This is a genomic window from Brucella tritici, assembly GCF_008932295.1.
GTDB classification, from domain to species: Bacteria; Pseudomonadota; Alphaproteobacteria; order Rhizobiales; family Rhizobiaceae; genus Brucella; species Brucella tritici.
Map to the genome: position 1 here is coordinate 1 of NZ_WBWA01000007.1, position 16,241 is coordinate 16,241.

The following is a 16,241-nucleotide window of genomic DNA, read 5'->3' on the forward strand; positions in this document are numbered from 1 at the left end:
TCTACTCAAATCAAACATCGCTGTCAAACTCTTTCAACCAACTCAAGGGACGAACCTGTCTGCCGCTAGCAGCGTCGCCGCCCTCGTTGTGGCGCCATATAGACCCCACAAACCAAAACTGTCAACGCAGTTTCGTAAAAAAGAAGGAATTTTCTTTCCACAGCCAATATGGTCCTTTTTAACCAAATTTCAACTGGGAAAAACTGGCGATTCGAACGGTTGCGACGATTCCATGACAGTTACCGTGACAATTGGATGAACGAGCATGAAGCCTATGCCTTATATTCTGGCCGTCGATGGCGGCGGCACCGGATGCCGGGCGCTGCTTGCCGACCGCAATGGTGGCCCCGCAGGCCGGGGCACGGGCGGCCCCGCCAATATCGGCGCGGACCCGGCAACGGCTCTGGATAATATCATGCGCGCGGCGACGCAGGCTGCGCAAGACGCAGGACTGGATGTCTCTATATTGAATGAGACCTGCGCCGTGCTGGGGCTCGCTGGCGCGAACTCGCTTGTCGACAAGGATCGCGTTGAACAGAGCCTGCCCTTCGGCAAGGTGAAGATCGTTTCCGACGCTGTTACCGCCCTGCAAGGTGCTCTCGGCCCGGATGACGGTGCTATCGTCATTCTGGGCACCGGATCGGTCTTCGTTAAAAGAGAACAGGACGCATTCGAAATTGTCGGCGGGCGCGGCTTCATGCTGAGCGATCATGCGGGCGGCGCGCGGCTTGGCCGGGAACTTCTTGAAGAGACGCTGCTTGCTCTGGACGGCATGGCCGACCGTACGGAACTTGCCGATGCCGTGCTGGCACGGTTCGGCGGTGACATGCGCCAGATCATCACCTTCTCGCGCACGGCGACGGCCGCAGACTACGCCACCTTCGCTCCCATCGTCTTCGACTATGCGCATAAGGGCGATGCGCTCGGCCTTTCGATCCTGCGCCGCGCCTGCTCTTATATTGCCCGTGGTCTGGACCGGCTCGGCATTGAAACGCTTGGCCGGTTCAGTCTGACGGGAGGCCTTGCACCATCCTATGCAGCGCTGCCATTTCTGCCGCATCGGGAACTCTTTCGGCCCGCGCTTGGCGACGCGTTGCAAGGAGCATTGTCGCTTGCATTGTTGGTGAATGGACAGAAATAGCCGCTGGAGTGTCGTACGTCCTTACGGATGCTCCACACTATAGAAGTCACGCATCCTGCATGCTGAAAAGCGATTCCGATTTTCGGGCCGATGCAATAGCGGCAAAAAGACTTGTCGCAGCCGAGTTTACCCCCTAACTTCTTATATACAGGCACTTACGGATATTCGGCCTGATCTTGCGAAACGGTGCCGGTTCACACTGGCGGCGTGTGTGGTGTATTCTTTTCATGCATTTCCGGACGGAAACCGGTTTCCGTTCCCAGAGGAAATGCCCCACAGGGGTGGCATGCTGACTAAAAAAGGCAAATATGGCCTGAAAGCCATGGTGCATCTGGCGGGCGTTACAGATGGACAACTGGTTTCGGCCAGCGAAATCGCCGAAAAGCACCATATACCGCGCAAGTTTCTCGACAATATTTTCACCGAGCTTCGCAATGCCGGATTCGTCCTGAGCCGCAAGGGCAAGGGCGGCGGCTTCTGCCTTGCCCGTCCGGCCAACGAAATCGCCATCGGCAACATCATCCGCGCACTCGACGGCGCACTTGCCCCCATCGCCTGCGCCAGCAAGACAGACTATCGCCCGTGTGACGATTGCGATGAGGACGAATGCGAGGTGCGCCATATGATGCTGGATGTGCGCGAAGCCATCGCCAGCGTTCTGGATCACCGGACGCTCGCCGACAGCAAGGCCATGGATATAGCCTCACTGTCTGAATAGGCCTCAGGCGGCTGCCGACCAGTTCGGGAACGGATCATTCAGCCCCGACCAGCGCTCCGGCACGAAGTCTTCTTCCTCAAGGAGACATTGATCCAGTTCATCGACGAGCGCATCTTCCTGCATCGGATCGACACCGATGAACACAATCTCCTGACGCCGATCACCCCATATTTTATGGAAGTACGGTTCCATGGCGCGCTGCCATTCGGGTTCTGCCGGCCAGTATTGCCTGGGCACGGATGACCACCAGCGCCCTCTTTTTCCGGTGCGCACCAACGCGCCCGCCTGACTGATTTCACCGACAAAATCCGGGCGGGTGGCAAGCCAGAAGAAGCCCTTTGCCCGCACGACGCCCGGCCAGCCCTTATCGATGAAGGACTGGAACCGTTCGGGATCAAAAGGACGCCGCGCGCGATAGACAAAGGAGCGAACGCCATATTCCTCGGTCTCGGGCGTATGCGAGGCAAAGCCATGCAGCTCCTTGTACCAGAGCGGATGCTCATGCGCCTTGTTGAAGTCGAAGAGCTTCGTGTCCAGTATGGCGTCAAGCGTCACTTCGCCGAAATCGACCTCCTCGATGCGGGCATCGGGATTGAGCGAGCGGATGACTTTGTGCGCCAGATCACGCTCCTCTTTTGAAGCGATCGATATCTTGTTCAGCACGACGACATCGGCGAACTCGATCTGTTCAACCAGAAGATCGACAAGCGTGCGCTCGTCATCTTCGCCAAGGGATTCGCCGCGATCGCGCAGAAAATCGCTCGACGCATAGTCCTTCAGCAGATTGGCGGCATCCACAACCGTCACCATCGTATCGAGCCTGGCGACATCTGAAAGACTGTTGCCCTTCTCGTCGCGAAACTCGAACGTGGCGGCAACCGGCAACGGCTCGGCTATGCCGGTCGATTCGATCAGCAGATAATCGAATCGCCCCTGCGCTGCCAGTTGTGAAACCTCTTTCAGGAGATCATCGCGCAATGTGCAGCAGATGCAGCCATTGGTCATTTCAACCAGCTGTTCATCCGTGCGGGAGAGATTGGCGCCGCCCTCACGAACGAGGGCGGCATCTATATTCACTTCACTCATATCATTGACGATCACCGCGACCCGGCGGTTCTCGCGATTATTGAGCACGTGATTGAGCAGTGTCGTCTTCCCGGCCCCGAGAAAACCGGACAAGACCGTAACGGGCAGTCTCTTTCTCATGACTCCGTTCCTCATCAAACTGGGTAGGATCAATCGTGATGGTGGTGATCGAGGTTGAAGGTCAGCGTGGTAAAATAGCTGAGCTTGTCCGCTTCCTTTGAATCAGACAGCGGCCTGGAATAGCCCGCCCCAACGACATTGAGGCCTGCATTGCGGATATTGATTCTGGCGATGCCTTCCGCGTCGGTTTTCACCGGTGCCGCATGGCTGTCATTGACATAATCTGCCGTAACCTCGACGCCTTCGACCGGCTTTCCGTCAAACAGAACCTGCACGGGAAGCTCATTGCCTGCCTGCAATATTGTCGGGTCCATCAACGGAACGATTTCGAAGGGCAAGCCTTGGGCCTCTGGCTTTTTGCGCAGATGATCCAGAATGGCGACAGCAAATTTCTGACTCTGGCTGGACTGTTTTGCGCCCGGCACTTCCGATTTCGGCTTGTTGACCCACTTGCCGTCCGGGCCCTCGGCCCAGAAGCCATTATCGAACGTGCCGCTGACCACGACTGCGTCCTGGGGCACGCCCAGCAGAGCATGATCTTCCTGTCGCCTGATTTCCACGGCGACATCCTTGCCTGTTACATCCTTGGCCGTAGCCGTCTTGAGCTTCTGCGGATCATAGGCCTCGTCGCTTGCGCCGTGACCGTAAACAACAGCCTGTGTTCCGTGTCGCTCGGCAATCCAGATGCCATGCGCACCCGCAACTGCGGGAGCAAGAAAAGTTAAAACGGCACCGGCCTGAAGCGCTTTCACAAAGCTACGCATTCTCTTCTCCTTAATGTTATATCATTACAATTCTGGCGGTGAAAATAGGCGGCCGGAGCCGCCCTTGAGTGTGTGGAAATGAAAGTTTCGATCTGCGTCAATCAGATCGTTTCGAACTCAGCAGTGCCGGACTGCCCGTAAGTTAAAGCAGGGTACAGCCCGGCACATTTGCAGCCGCCTTCTGAATGCGCGGACATTCAGCAAATCGGCAGCAAATCGGCAGCAAAGGGAAGCGGCTGCGGCTGTTATTTCGAAAGACAGCCCTTCAAAGAATCCGCCAGATTGCGGATGAGCTGCGGATAGAGATCCGGACCATCCTTCAATTCTGCCCCCAAAGGATCGAGAACACCGGTCTTGGCATCCGTGCCGTCGATAACGGTTTTCACCAGCTTCGGCTCGAACTGCGGTTCGGAGAACACGCAGGTTGCGCCAAGCGATTTGATCTTCTCGTGAATTTCCTTGATGCGCGCAGCGCCCGGCGCCTTTTCCGGGCTGACCGTGATCGACCCAGCCGCCTTCACACTGAAACGATTTTCGAAATACTGGTAGGCATCATGGAAGACGATAAACGGCTTGTCCTTTACCGGCTCCAGTTCGCTGGCGACGTCCTTGGTCAGCGCATCGAGCTTCTCACCATAATCCTTGGCGTTCTTTTCATATTGCGCTGCATGTTCGGGGTCGCTTTCGCTCAGCGTCCTGGCGATATCCGCCGCCAGAACCTTGCCATTTTGCGGGTCGAGCCAGAAATGCAGATCATATTCACCGTGACCATGGTGATGCTCATGCCCACCTTCCGAAGCTTCGGCGGCATGATCGTGCCCCTTGTCGGCATTGTCGGCATCCTTCTTGTCATTGTGAGCATGGTCATGACCTTCGGCGCCGTGGTCGTGACCTTCATGGCCATGGTCATGCGCTTCGAACGGGCCGCCTTCACGGAACTTCAGCTTGGTCAGGCCATCTGCCTCGCCAAGCGCGACAACCTTTGCGCCATCGCCAAGCGTATCGATGGGCTTGTCGAGGAAGGTTTCCATCGACGGGCCGGCCCAGAAAATCACCTTGGCGTGCTCGATTGCTTCGGCATCGGACGGTTTCAGGCTATAGACATGCTCCGAACCCGCCCCCTGAACGATCAGTTTCGGCTCGCCCACGCCCTGCATGACGGCGGAAACGATGGAATGGAGCGGCTTGATCGATACCACGACGCCGTCGCGTTCTGCGGCAAGTGAGACATTTGCCGTACCAGCCAGAAATGCTGAGGCGAGGAGGAGGGAGCGGAGATGTTTCATAGTCTCTCTCTTGTACGATTGGGGAAGGGCACCATATTCAAGTGATATGTTATTTTATTACGTCAGTTGCGTTATGCTATAACGTCTGCCATAAGGTGAGGCAACCCCCATTTTGGAAAAATCACAGCGGCGGATGATCCGTGTGTGGGACAAGAACATACAGGCAGTGAAAGCCCCGAACAGATGAGCAGGAAGACCGCCCTCCCCGCCGAAAAGGCGCGGGAAACATTGATCGAACTGAAAGATGCCGGCGTCTATCGCGACGGGCGCTGGCTTGTGCGCAATGTCGGCCTTGGTGTCGAGCGCGGGGAAATCGTCACCCTGATCGGTCCGAATGGCGCAGGCAAGAGCACTGCCGCCAAGATGGCGCTGCGCATCCTGAAGCCCGACGAAGGAAGCGTGATCCACGCGCCGGGCCTGCGCATCGGCTATGTGCCGCAAAAGATCAATATCGACCGTACGCTGCCACTTTCGGTCGAGCGCCTGATGACTCTGACGGGGTCTCTCTCACGCCAGGATATTGAGACGGCGCTGGAAGTGGTGGGTATCCCGCATCTTGCAAAGGCGGAGATCGCCAACCTTTCGGGTGGCGAGTTCCAGCGGGCGCTGATGGCGCGGGCACTTGCCCGCAAGCCGGACCTCATGGTGCTGGATGAACCGGTGCAAGGCGTCGATTTCTCCGGCGAAGCGGCGTTGTACGAACTGATTGCGAAACTGCGCGACGATACAGGCTGCGGCGTGCTTTTGATCTCGCATGACCTGCATCTGGTCATGGCGGCGACCGACCGCGTGATCTGCCTCAACGGGCATGTTTGCTGCAGCGGGACGCCGCGCGACGTAACGGCAAGCCCTGAATATATGCGGCTGTTCGGCAGCCGGGCTGTCGGGCCGCTTGCCGTTTATGAGCATCACCACGATCACACGCATCTGCCCGACGGGCGCGTGCTTCATGCCGACGGTTCGGTGACGGAACACTGCCATGCCGATGATGGCCATCATCATGAGCATGGGCATGCACACGGACATGACCACGAACATCATCATCACGAAGGGAGCGCGCCGCGTGCTTGACGATTTCTTCACCCGCGCCATCATCGCCGGTGTCGGACTGGCGCTCACCACCGGTCCGCTCGGCTGCTTCATCGTCTGGCGGCGCATGGCCTATTTCGGCGACACCATGGCCCATTCCGCCCTGCTCGGCGTGGCGCTGGCGCTTGTTTTCGACATCAATCTGATGATTGGCGTCTTCGCGGTTGCGGTGGCCATTTCAGCCATTCTGCTGCTTTTGCAGCGTCGGCATACATTGTCGGCGGATTCGCTCCTCGGCATCCTGTCCCATGCCACGCTGTCGCTTGGCCTCGTCCTCGTCGCCTTCATGACATGGGTGCGTGTTGACCTGCTGTCGTTCCTGTTCGGCGATATTCTTGCCGTCTCGCGAATGGATATCGCCTTCATCTATGGCGGCGGAATATTTGTGCTGGCGATTCTGGCCTGGCTGTGGCGACCTTTTCTTGCCGCCACCGTCAGCGAGGATATTGCGCGCGCCGAAGGCATGAACCCGGCCCTGTCACGCATTGTTTTCATGCTGCTTCTGGCCATCGTCATCGCCATTGCGATGAAGATTGTCGGAATTCTATTGATAACCTCGCTGCTCATCATTCCGGCAGCGACGGCACGCCGCTTTTCCTCCACGCCCGAGCAGATGGCCATTCTGGCCTCATTGATCGGGGCCGCGGGGGTTATCGGCGGGCTTTATGGTTCCATTCATTTCGACACGCCATCCGGCCCTTCCATCGTGGTCGCGGCTCTTGCCATTTTCATTTTGAGCCTGCTACCCCTACATAAGAGGGAACAGGCATCACCGAAACGGATCGCTGGACAATGAGCACGCATCACCATCATCACGCCCCGCAGGACCTGACCCGCAATCAGACACTGGTTTTCGACGTCTTGTCCAAGGCAGAAGGGCCGCTCAGCGCCTATACGATCCTCGACCAGTTGCGAGACGACGGTTTCCGCGCGCCGCTGCAGGTCTATCGCGCACTGGAAAAGCTGCTCGATTACGGGATGATCCATCGCCTCGAAAGCCTCAATGCCTTCGTTGCCTGCGCGCATCCGCAATGCCATCAGCAGGGTCTGGTGGCTTTCGCGATTTGCGAGAAATGCGGTCAGGTGACGGAATTCTCCGACGCGGCCATCGAGAATCTCGTCAGCGCATGGAGCCTTCAGAACGGTTTCAAGTCGCGCAAGACGACACTGGAGCTGCGCGGCCTCTGCGAAGCCTGTGGAGACCATTGAAGCATTTCCAGCAAAAGTGTGAAACGGTTTTGCTGGAAATGCGGAAAAAGATCATACTCAAACTGATACGAACCTGTTCAAGGTAACCATGTCCGAAGGTTCCCGGTTTAAAAAGTAACGCATCCGCAATCGAAACCTGCTAGATTAGTCTAGGGAAACTGCGCATCGTGCGTTCTGAAAATCGCTTCCGATTTTCAGGCTGATGCCGTGGGGAATAGCAGGTAAGATTTCGATATGGCACGGGTTAAGCCATCGCATGAACGTCGCAGGGAAGAGAGACAGCGTACAAGGCTGCGCTCCGGAAAGATTGTGGGCCTCGACGGACGGTTTATCATCGAATGCCAGTTCAGCGATATAGCACCACATGGCGCCAAGCTGAGAACTGTCGAAGTTCCCACGCTGCCCGAACGCTTCTGGTTGTTTGACGATTATTATGGGCGCGCGCTTCTGGCCCGGACTGCCTGGCGCAATGGCCGTGAACTGGGTGTGGAGCTTGTATCTGACCCGGCAGTCGCACCGCTGGACGAAGAGCGCCTCGCCCAGCTTGCAGGAAAATATTATTCGCTGTGACTGACAGGCTCTGCGTTTGCCTGCTTCTCCGGCTCATGTTTGGCCGGTGCCGTCGGTGTCGGCGTGCCACGCATGTTCATGGCACGGATTTCTTCCGCTGAAATATAGTTGAACTGCTCGACCAGAAGATCCTTGATGACCGGCTCGGGGAACCGTGCATTGAGATCGGTGATGATCGAGGCGCGAACATCCTCAAAACTCACCTTCTCGACCTCTTTCGTATCCGAATAGCTGCCATAGAACTTGCGGAAGATTTCATCGCTGATGAAGAATTCGAGCGGCACGGTCAGCTTCTTGCGAATGTTCGAATCGACCGTGTAAACGAGCTGCGTCACCACATAACCGGCGACGCCACCATTCGAGATGATCGGCACGCTCATCACATCCGTCTTGACGTAATCCACGCCCCCAAAATTTTCGGCAAATCCGCCGGTTGCGGCCTGCGCCCCATCCGAAGATGAGGCATTCTGGCGAACCGCCATGAAAAGCGAGCCGAAAGCAACGGCGCAGATCCACAGACCGATGGCAATGATGCGGATCATCTTGCGTGACCGAGCCTCACGCTCTGCATGCTGTAGGTGCCGTCAGCTTCCTGCGTTTCCAGCGCACCGCGAATGAGGTCGGCCAGTTCACCGACAGCACGCAGATGCAGTTGCAGCGCTTCGCAATTCTTCTCGAGCTTCTGCTTCAAACTGTCGAGCAGCGGCTGAAGCCGCTTCATCGTCGCCGGTTCGGCAGCGCTGGCGGCTTTCTTGATCGCCTTGTTGAAATCGTAAAGCCCACGGCTCTTGCGGGAGTTGATTTCCGCCAGATCCGGATTGCCGCCTTCCAGCAGAAGACGCGTTTCCGTATCGATGACATCTTCCAGACGTTGGATTGCCCGCACGACCGGCTTCAATGTGGGGTTCTCGGCCGGTTCCTCTGCCAGCGCCTGACCCGGTTCGCTCGTCATAGCGACGATTTGCGAATCCTCTGGCGGCAGGCTGTTTTCAGAGCTTGTCTCGGTCATTTAGGGGTCCTCAATTATGAAGCATGGCGGACGCTTGTCATAGCGGGCCAATCAGCCGCGCGCGCTGTCCGTATCGCTGTTGTTGTCTAGAGCGGTCCCGGCAGAATAGAGCCCTGGGAACCGCTCTATCTCTTTATTTTTACGCATGTCTTTTTCCCAAAACCGGTTCCCACTTTTGGGAGACATGCTCAAGCTGCTTTTGAATGAGCTTGCGTTCGAAGCCATGCACGATGTCCTTCGATACGCCATTCTGGCTCACACTTTCTCCCAGATTATTGATCACGTCTCCTAACGCTATCGTCGTCGGCGCGTCTGCCCGCCCGTTGCGCGCCGCCTGTTCCTCAAGCAACTTGGCAATGCCGACACCGCCGCCATCCGCCATCTTGTTTGCCATGGCTTCCGCCATCATGGACTTCCAGTATTCACCGGCAATCCCCTTCCCGAAGGTCGCCGTCGTGTCACTGGTGAACATCGACTGCACGAAGGATTGCAGCATGAAGGCCTCAAACTTGCGGTAGGCCGGATTGGCCACATTTTGCGCATCCGGCCGCACGCTGACCCCAGCCGCAAGGCTGTCGGAAAAACTGGCGAAGTTATCCCGCGTCAGCCCATTCCCGGCGGCGGATGCCGCCATTGTGGCTGCCCCGGAGGATGCCACCATGGTCCCGGATACGGACGGCGCTTTCAACCGTTCCGCTGCCATACGATAGGCTTGCGGATCGGCGGCACGCGCCACGTCCATCACCAGATCTGACGGCGGGTTGATCGCCATGCATCTCTTCCTTCTTTTAGAGCGTCGATCTGCTTGCATCAGATCGGCGCTCTAAGGGCTAATTCTGCCGCGCATCTTATCCAAAAACCGCTTCGCACTTTTCGGGATGCGTTCTGATCGTCCTTGCGCGCATCTTATCCAAAAACCGCTTCGCACTTTTCGGGATGCGCTCTGATCGTCCTTGCGCGCATCTTATCCAAAAACCGCTTCGCACTTTTCGGGATGCGCTTTGTTACTTGCACCATAATGGGTCAAACTTGACTGAAACTTGTGCGTGCGTTCAGCCTCGATTTTGCGTTCAATCAGGGCTTTGCGGCCTATTTGTCGTTTTCCGGCTAATAAATTCCTCGATCAGGCTGGAAAGTTCGCGCCGTTCGCGATCATTTTCAGCATCCGTCAGGCGATCTTCCAGCAACTCGACACGTCTTTGTTCCTGCAAAAGTGCTTTGCGTTGTGATTCGAGACGCTGCTCAAGCTGCTGCGATTCGGCGGCGTTATTCCCGAGGCGCTTGATGAGAAGCGACGGATCGATATTAAGCGCATCGCCATCATAGCGGCGATCCTGCATGGCGATCAGCGCCTCTCGCTCTTCATCCAGCGCGCCCTTGCGCGCATTGGCTGCAGCAAGAGCCTGTTCCAGCCGGGCGCTTCCGAGCTTTTGCAGTTCGATGAGCTTCTTGAGATTGCGCGGATTCGTCATAGCTGACCTCAAAACAGCTCGCGAAGCTGCGTCGCAGTTTCGTTGGTGAAGAAACGCAGGAGTTCCGGCAGGATGAAGTAGACCACCAGCAGCCCTCCCCCCAGCACGAATGGCATCGATACGAAGTAAACGGGTATGGTCGGCGTCAGCTTGTTCACCAGACCGATGGCGAAGTTGACGAGAATCGCAAAAACGATGAACGGCGCTGCGATACGCAGCGTTGCCAGAAACGCCGCCGAAAGCGCATCGGTGAAGTCGATCATCGCCGCATCGGGGCGAAACTGCCCGTCAACCGGAATGGCCACATAGGAATTGAGCAGCGCCCGGAAGATTTCCAGATGCATATCGGTAATGAAGAACAGGAACAGAGCGCTGAAAGTGACAATGGTTGCAAGTGTCGCCTGCGGTTCGCTTTCGGTAATGGCATCGGCAGGAGAACCGGAATAGCCGACTGAAACCGCCATGGTGCTGGCCATGAATTGCAGCGCCCAGAAATAGATATGCGCCAGAATGCCGATCACCGCGCCGACGAACATTTCGCTCGCCATCAGGCGGAACAGGGTCCACGGCTGCCCGGCATCGACAACGGTAACGATACGCTGCAACACCAGCGGCAGGACCGCGAATGAACAGGCCAGTGCGATGTAGAGCCGGACCTGCAACGGAATACGCGCGCTTGAAAGCCCCGGCATCAGCATCAGGCACGCGCCGATGCGGCAGAACGCCAGAACGGCGGCCAGGATGATTTCGTTGAGCGGCAGTTGCGCGATCGGCACTCAGGCCCCTTTCATCGTATGAAGCAATAACTACTCCCCTCGCCCTTCGAGACGCCAAGCCTCGACAAGCTCGGCATGGCTCCTCAGGATGAGGGGTGTGGACGCTAGAACTCTTTCCTCATCCTGAGGAAGTGCCCTGAGCGCGGGCAGGGCGTCTCCAACCCTCGCTCCCCTCATCCTGAGGAGGTGTCCTGAGCGGAGCGAAGGGAACCGTCTCGAAGGATCAGAGGATCGACGAACGCTGATCTCCTATGAAATCGCCCCGAGCGATTTCACCTCCACGCCACGCGCGATTTCAACATGGGACAGCACCGGCAGGGTGGCGAACAGCCGCTCGATAATCATGCGAATATACGGTCGCGCTTCCGGTGACGAAACCAGCACGAAACGCTCGCCATTGTCGAAATGCTTGCGAATGACGGTGGAGGCCTCCGTGCCGAACTGTTCCAGCAAGCGTGGGTCGATATCGAACTCGACGATTTCACCCTTGGCGTCACGCTTGAGGCTCTGGTGGAAAACCAGGTCCCAGCGATTGCCGAGGCGCAGAACATTCAGCACGCCATTGTCGGAAAGATCGCCGCAAATCTGCTGCGCCATGCGCATGCGGACATGCTCCACAATCATTTCCGGGCGGCGAACGAGCGGCGCGATTTCCGCAATAGCTTCGAGAATCAGATGCAGGTTGCGGATGGAAATGCGCTCGGCGAGCAGCAGCTTCAGCACCGCCTGCAGGCCCGAATAGGAAATATGCGACGGGCAGATATCTTCCAGCAGCTTGCGATATTCGGAGCCGAGACGGTCCAGCAGAATGCGCATATCCTTGTAGGAAAGAAGCTGGGCCAGATTGTTGCGAACGATTTCGCTCAAATGCGTCAGCAGGACCGAGAGATTATCCACGGTCATATAGCCGTCGCGGCGCAGATCGGACGCGAAGGTTTCCGGTACGGAATAGGCGCGCATGCCGAAGGCCGGTTCGCGCACTTCCTCACCCGGAATGGATGGAATCGGGCGGTCACCCAGCACGACGAGCGTTTCACCGACGCGCAGCTCGTGGCTGGCGACCGCCGTGCCGTGTATCTTGATGCGATAGCTTTTCGGCGGGAGCGCGATGTCATCCGTGACCTTGATTTCGGGGATGACGAATCCGTATTCCTGCGCAAACTTGCGGCGCATCTTGTTGACGCGGTGCGCCAGCTCCTGCTGCGATGCGATCAGGCGGGCGGAAAGCTGCTTGCCGAGGCAAAGCTCGATCTGGTTGGTTTCGAGTGACGCCTTGACGGAATTGCGCTCCTGCTCTTCCGCTTCGCGCTGCTTCTTGCCGGCCTCATTGGCTTCCGCCTCGCGCTGGCGCGCTTGCCGACGGGGCACGGCGATGCCGATGAAAGCCATTGCGCCACCCAGCATGAAGAACGGGAAGGCTGGCAGGCCCGGCATGATGCCGAGGACGAAAAGCAGCATAGCCGCGACCAGAAGCGCCTTCGGGTAGGCGCCAAGCTGGCCGAAAATCGCCTGATCGGCGGAGCCGCGCGTGCCGCCTTTCGACACCAGAAGACCGGCGGCAAGCGACACGATCAGAGCGGGAATCTGCGTGACCAGACCGTCACCGACCGACAGCTTGGTGAAGACGTCGGCGGCGTGCGCGATATCCATGTCGTGGCGCGTAGCGCCGATGATGATGCCGCCGAAAATATTGACAGCGGTGATGATGAGACCAGCAATGGCATCACCACGCACGAATTTGGAAGCACCGTCCATGGAGCCGAAGAAGGAGCTTTCCTCTTCCAGCTCGCGACGGCGGCGCTGCGCTTCCTTTTCATCGATCAGGCCCGACGAAAGATCGGCATCGATGGCCATCTGCTTGCCGGGAATGGCGTCGAGGGTGAAGCGCGCGCCCACTTCCGCGATACGCGTCGCGCCCTTGGTGATGACGAGGAAGTTGACGATGATGAGAATGCAGAAAACGACCAGACCGATGACGAAGTCGCCGCCCATCACGAATTGCGAGAAGCCATGGATCACATGCCCGGCGGCGAGATAGCCTTCATTGCCATGGGTGAGAATCACGCGCGTCGTCGCAATATTGAGCGACAATCGCATCATGGTGGCGATCAGCAGCACCGTCGGAAAGGCGGAAAAGTCGAGCGGGCGCTGAATCCAGAGCGCAACCATCAGGATCAGAACCGAGAAGGCGATCGAAAATGCCAGGCCGATATCCAGCACGACAGCCGGAACAGGCAGGAAGAGCACCGTAAGGATAATGATGATGCCAACCGCCAGACCCATATCGCTGCCGGTCAGAAGTCCGCTTTTCATCAAGGGTTTAGCCGCTGCCTGCTGCACATCCGTCTCCTGTTACGAAGCGGACCTTAGCTTGCGAAGCTTGCGCGAGGCTGCGCGCTAAAACCCCTTCTCGATGCGGGAATAGGCCAGCAGCGTGAAGGAATTGATCTGCGCACCGACGAATGGCGCGGTCAGGGCCAGTACGACGAAAATGACGATGATCTTCGGCACGAAGGTCAGCGTCATTTCCTGAATCTGCGTCAGCGCCTGGAAAAGTGCGATGCCAATGCCTGCAAGCATGGCGGCAAGCACCGCCGGGCCGCTTGCCATAAGCACGGTCCAGATCGCAGAATTGACGATATCTAGCGCGTCGGCTTCGTTCACCGCGTCGGTTCCTAGCTGATCTTGACGCCTGCGCCGATCATCAGCGTCTTGCCGTCTTCCAGTTCGGCCAGCATGCCGTTCGACTGGATGGTAACGGACTTCACGACCCCCGATATGCTGCCATCGGCATTGGTCAGCGTGCGGCCGATCCAGCCTTCGGCCTGTGTCAGAGACGTGTTGGCGATCAGCGTTTCAAGCTTGCTGTTCATCTGAACGGACTGCTCGACATTGGAGAAGGTCGCAAGCTGCGAAACATATTGTGTCGCATCCATCGGCTGCGTCGGGTCCTGATTCTGCATCTGGGTCACCAGAAGCTTCAGGAAGGAATTATAATCGACGCTTGCCTTGTTGGCCGCAGAATTGCTGTTGTTCGTCGTGTTGTTATTCGTCGTATTCGTGCCAACCGGCGATGTCGTGGTCATGGGTTTGCCTCCGCAGATTTCCGGGTTGCAGCCGCGGGCAAAGCCGGGCTTTCATGGCCCATCAGTTCGGCCTCGCGTGGATATTGCGCGCGAATTGTCTTGAGCGCCTCGAAGACACGCCCGTTATGAACCAGCTCGTCGACCAGCTTCAGCGCGTTCAGGATTTCCGCATCCTTGAACGTCGAGAACATGCCCTTCAGCATCTGCGCGAAAGTGGTGTGGGCCTGCTCTCGCATGGCCGGTTCGATCAGCATCACCTGCGCCGCGAAATAAAGCTGGCGCAGTGGCGTCGTCGTGTCCTCCGGCTGGAGAACATGATTTTCCAGAAGAAAGGTCGCATCGTTCAGAAGTTCGAGCGAAACCTTGCGATCGGCTCTCAGTACTGCACCATTGATAAAGATTCTTTCACCCGCGCGCAGCGAAAGGCGAATGGCCGGCTTTCCGTTTGGGGTCATTTCAAAGCCCATCCCGGATCGACTGTGTGATCTCGATCAGCGTGGCGTAATCGTTGCTTTCGCCCTGGCGGATGCGTTCGATTTCCTTCAGCACGAAAATACCGACGGAAATGATCGCGGCCTTCAGTTCCTTCGGCAGCACATTTTCCTCGGAGCCCAGATCGTCGATGATCGTGGTCCAGAGCTTTGTCGTGAAATAGGTCGCGTCAATCGCCTCGCGCGAGCCGCTGCCATTTTCCTTCGCCGCCTCGAGCATTGCGATGGAACGGTCGAACAATGCCCGTTCCCGTTCCTTGGCGCTCGCCATATCGTCATTCATGACATCTTCGTAGCGCATCTGATACATGGTTTCTCCGTCTATCAGTTCGGACGGGCTCGCATCATGCTGCGTCCGTCCTCATTTCATCTCAACTATCTGAGATAGTTGAGCAGGCTCATATTCTGCAGCTGGACCGTCAGCGAATAGGACGTTTCGATCTGCGTCTTCAACGCGTTGACACGCGTCGCCGCTTCATAAGGATCGACTTCCTCGAGATTGAGCACGGACTGGTTCAAGATCTTTTGCTGCGCCGCGATGCGTGTCGTCGCCGCCCCGGTGCGCGACTGGGCGAGACCGAGCGTCGTCTGCTCCGAGGTCGTTTCGGTGATCGCCGTCGTCGTCGTCTGCATGGCCTGATGCGTCAGGGCTTCGAAAGCCGAGTTGTTGAGGCCGATGGTTGCGAATTCGGCCACCATGACCGCCGACATGATCGTCTTGCGGAAACCGTCCGCATTGGCGGAAATCGATGTATCGGCAGTTTCGGTCGGCGAGATGCGGCTCTTGATGACCGTGTCCGATGCATCCGACCAGTTTGCGGCCCAGTTGGCATCGTTGAACTCGTCGGCGAAATCGCCCTCCAGAAAGGCTTTCATCTCGTCGCCGGTGATGTTCGCCACCTGCGGATCGTCGATGGCAAAGCCGAAATGCGTCTGAAACGCCTGGCGCACAGCCGTCTGTGCTGCGCTGCCTTCGGTATAGTCGGCAACCGGCTTCACATCGGTGTTTACACCGGCAAAGATATATTCGCCATTATAGCTGGTGTTGAGCAGGCCGGTGACGGAGTTGAGAATAGACTTTGCCGACTTTGCAATCGTGGCAGCACTTTCGGCGGTATTGTTGGCGCCCGTCAGGTCGCCCAGAAAGTTCTGCGTGTTCTCGATGATCGTACCGGCAGCGGTCTGCGTCGCATTCATGCGCTGCTGCACCAGCTTGTTCATGTCTGTGAGCACGCTCAGGCGATCATATTCCTTGCGCAACGATACGGTCTGGCCGGACTTGGAGCCGAGCGACAGGCCGACATCGAACACGGTTCCCGTGGTCGCTTCCTGCTGCGCCTTCAACATTTCGGCCTTGTTCTTCGCCACAAGGGCTCGCAGGGCTGACGTTGCGCCATAGGTGGAAATCGATTGCGCTTTCATTG

Annotated in this window: 21 protein-coding genes; 7 read left to right on the forward strand and 14 right to left on the reverse strand. The window is 57.5% G+C overall.

What is annotated here, in order from left to right; all coding sequences use genetic code 11:
* The 3 genes from F9K91_RS26165 to F9K91_RS09260 form a co-directional block, all read left to right on the forward strand.
* Window positions 1–259 (forward strand): hypothetical protein (locus F9K91_RS26165; RefSeq protein ID WP_208852686.1); only part of this gene is annotated, 259 nt, incomplete at its 5' end.
* Window positions 260–274: 15 nt separating this feature from the next.
* Window positions 275–1,141: a glucosamine kinase nucleotide-binding domain-containing protein gene (locus F9K91_RS09255; protein WP_151556757.1), complete on the forward strand. Its 867-nt coding sequence runs from the start codon at window positions 275–277 to the stop codon at window positions 1,139–1,141.
* Window positions 1,142–1,427: 286 nt separating this feature from the next.
* On the forward strand, window positions 1,428–1,859 hold the full coding sequence (locus tag F9K91_RS09260; RefSeq protein WP_061347683.1) for an RrF2 family transcriptional regulator: 432 nt from the start codon (window positions 1,428–1,430) through the stop codon (window positions 1,857–1,859).
* A 3-nt stretch (window positions 1,860–1,862) separates the two neighbouring features.
* Here F9K91_RS09260 and zigA read toward each other — a convergent pair whose 3' ends face one another.
* The 3 genes from zigA to znuA all read right to left on the reverse strand — a co-directional run bounded on the left by zigA (window position 1,863) and on the right by znuA (window position 5,115).
* Window positions 1,863–3,065: a zinc metallochaperone GTPase ZigA gene (gene zigA / locus F9K91_RS09265; protein WP_151677667.1), complete on the reverse strand. Its 1,203-nt coding sequence runs from the start codon at window positions 3,063–3,065 to the stop codon at window positions 1,863–1,865.
* 29 nt (window positions 3,066–3,094) lie between these two features.
* A complete protein-coding gene (locus F9K91_RS09270; RefSeq protein WP_151651860.1) occupies window positions 3,095–3,829 on the reverse strand; it encodes a DUF4198 domain-containing protein in 735 nt (244 codons plus the stop codon).
* Between the two features lie 245 nt (window positions 3,830–4,074).
* The gene (gene znuA, locus F9K91_RS09275) at window positions 4,075–5,115 is read right to left on the reverse strand and encodes a zinc ABC transporter substrate-binding protein ZnuA (RefSeq protein WP_151651861.1); all 1,041 of its coding nucleotides are present in this window, start codon (window positions 5,113–5,115) and stop codon (window positions 4,075–4,077) included.
* A 183-nt stretch (window positions 5,116–5,298) separates the two neighbouring features.
* On the opposite strand from znuA, the gene F9K91_RS09280 reads away from it, so the two are divergent.
* The 4 genes from F9K91_RS09280 to F9K91_RS09295 all read left to right on the forward strand — a co-directional run bounded on the left by F9K91_RS09280 (window position 5,299) and on the right by F9K91_RS09295 (window position 7,983).
* Complete coding sequence (locus F9K91_RS09280; RefSeq protein ID WP_151677668.1) at window positions 5,299–6,186, forward strand: ATP-binding cassette domain-containing protein; 888 nt, start codon at window positions 5,299–5,301, stop codon at window positions 6,184–6,186.
* Window positions 6,140–7,000, forward strand: coding sequence for a zinc ABC transporter permease subunit ZnuB (gene znuB / locus F9K91_RS09285; RefSeq protein ID WP_151645294.1), 861 nt, complete (start codon window positions 6,140–6,142; stop codon window positions 6,998–7,000). Before F9K91_RS09280 ends, znuB begins: the two co-directional genes overlap by 47 nt.
* A complete protein-coding gene (locus tag F9K91_RS09290; RefSeq protein WP_061347679.1) occupies window positions 6,997–7,413 on the forward strand; it encodes a Fur family transcriptional regulator in 417 nt (138 codons plus the stop codon). Before znuB ends, F9K91_RS09290 begins: the two co-directional genes overlap by 4 nt.
* A 234-nt stretch (window positions 7,414–7,647) precedes the next feature.
* The gene (locus F9K91_RS09295; RefSeq protein WP_151556681.1) at window positions 7,648–7,983 is read left to right on the forward strand and encodes a PilZ domain-containing protein; all 336 of its coding nucleotides are present in this window, start codon (window positions 7,648–7,650) and stop codon (window positions 7,981–7,983) included.
* On the opposite strand, the gene F9K91_RS09300 is transcribed toward F9K91_RS09295, so the two are convergent.
* From F9K91_RS09300 to F9K91_RS09350, 11 genes are all read right to left on the reverse strand, one after another.
* Window positions 7,971–8,525 carry a hypothetical protein gene (locus tag F9K91_RS09300; RefSeq protein ID WP_151556682.1) on the reverse strand — a complete coding sequence of 185 codons (555 nt, stop codon included), beginning with the start codon at window positions 8,523–8,525 and terminating at the stop codon, window positions 7,971–7,973. The two genes, F9K91_RS09295 and F9K91_RS09300, sit on opposite strands and share 13 nt — an antisense overlap.
* A complete protein-coding gene (locus F9K91_RS09305; RefSeq protein ID WP_151556683.1) occupies window positions 8,522–8,992 on the reverse strand; it encodes a flagellar protein FlgN in 471 nt (156 codons plus the stop codon). The genes F9K91_RS09300 and F9K91_RS09305 overlap by 4 nt, the downstream gene beginning before the upstream one ends.
* Before the next feature lie 139 nt (window positions 8,993–9,131).
* Window positions 9,132–9,764 carry a rod-binding protein gene (locus tag F9K91_RS09310; protein ID WP_151651863.1) on the reverse strand — a complete coding sequence of 211 codons (633 nt, stop codon included), beginning with the start codon at window positions 9,762–9,764 and terminating at the stop codon, window positions 9,132–9,134.
* 298 nt (window positions 9,765–10,062) lie between these two features.
* Complete coding sequence (locus F9K91_RS09315) at window positions 10,063–10,464, reverse strand: hypothetical protein (RefSeq protein WP_151677669.1); 402 nt, start codon at window positions 10,462–10,464, stop codon at window positions 10,063–10,065.
* 8 nt (window positions 10,465–10,472) lie between these two features.
* Window positions 10,473–11,240: a flagellar biosynthetic protein FliR gene (gene fliR / locus F9K91_RS09320; protein WP_151651865.1), complete on the reverse strand. Its 768-nt coding sequence runs from the start codon at window positions 11,238–11,240 to the stop codon at window positions 10,473–10,475.
* Between the two features lie 249 nt (window positions 11,241–11,489).
* Window positions 11,490–13,553 carry a flagellar biosynthesis protein FlhA gene (flhA, locus tag F9K91_RS09325; RefSeq protein WP_192799291.1) on the reverse strand — a complete coding sequence of 688 codons (2,064 nt, stop codon included), beginning with the start codon at window positions 13,551–13,553 and terminating at the stop codon, window positions 11,490–11,492.
* Window positions 13,554–13,637: 84 nt separating this feature from the next.
* A complete protein-coding gene (gene fliQ, locus F9K91_RS09330) occupies window positions 13,638–13,904 on the reverse strand; it encodes a flagellar biosynthesis protein FliQ (protein ID WP_006469393.1) in 267 nt (88 codons plus the stop codon).
* Window positions 13,905–13,915: 11 nt separating this feature from the next.
* Window positions 13,916–14,326 carry a flagellar hook assembly protein FlgD gene (gene flgD, locus F9K91_RS09335; RefSeq protein WP_151556688.1) on the reverse strand — a complete coding sequence of 137 codons (411 nt, stop codon included), beginning with the start codon at window positions 14,324–14,326 and terminating at the stop codon, window positions 13,916–13,918.
* Window positions 14,323–14,781, reverse strand: coding sequence for a flagellar biosynthesis repressor FlbT (gene flbT / locus F9K91_RS09340; RefSeq protein ID WP_151556689.1), 459 nt, complete (start codon window positions 14,779–14,781; stop codon window positions 14,323–14,325). The genes flgD and flbT overlap by 4 nt, the downstream gene beginning before the upstream one ends.
* Window position 14,782: 1 nt before the next feature.
* On the reverse strand, window positions 14,783–15,127 hold the full coding sequence (flaF, locus tag F9K91_RS09345) for a flagellar biosynthesis regulator FlaF (protein ID WP_061347671.1): 345 nt from the start codon (window positions 15,125–15,127) through the stop codon (window positions 14,783–14,785).
* A 65-nt stretch (window positions 15,128–15,192) separates the two neighbouring features.
* Window positions 15,193–16,239 carry a flagellar hook-associated family protein gene (locus tag F9K91_RS09350; RefSeq protein WP_151556690.1) on the reverse strand — a complete coding sequence of 349 codons (1,047 nt, stop codon included), beginning with the start codon at window positions 16,237–16,239 and terminating at the stop codon, window positions 15,193–15,195.
* Window positions 16,240–16,241: the final 2 nt, after the last annotated feature.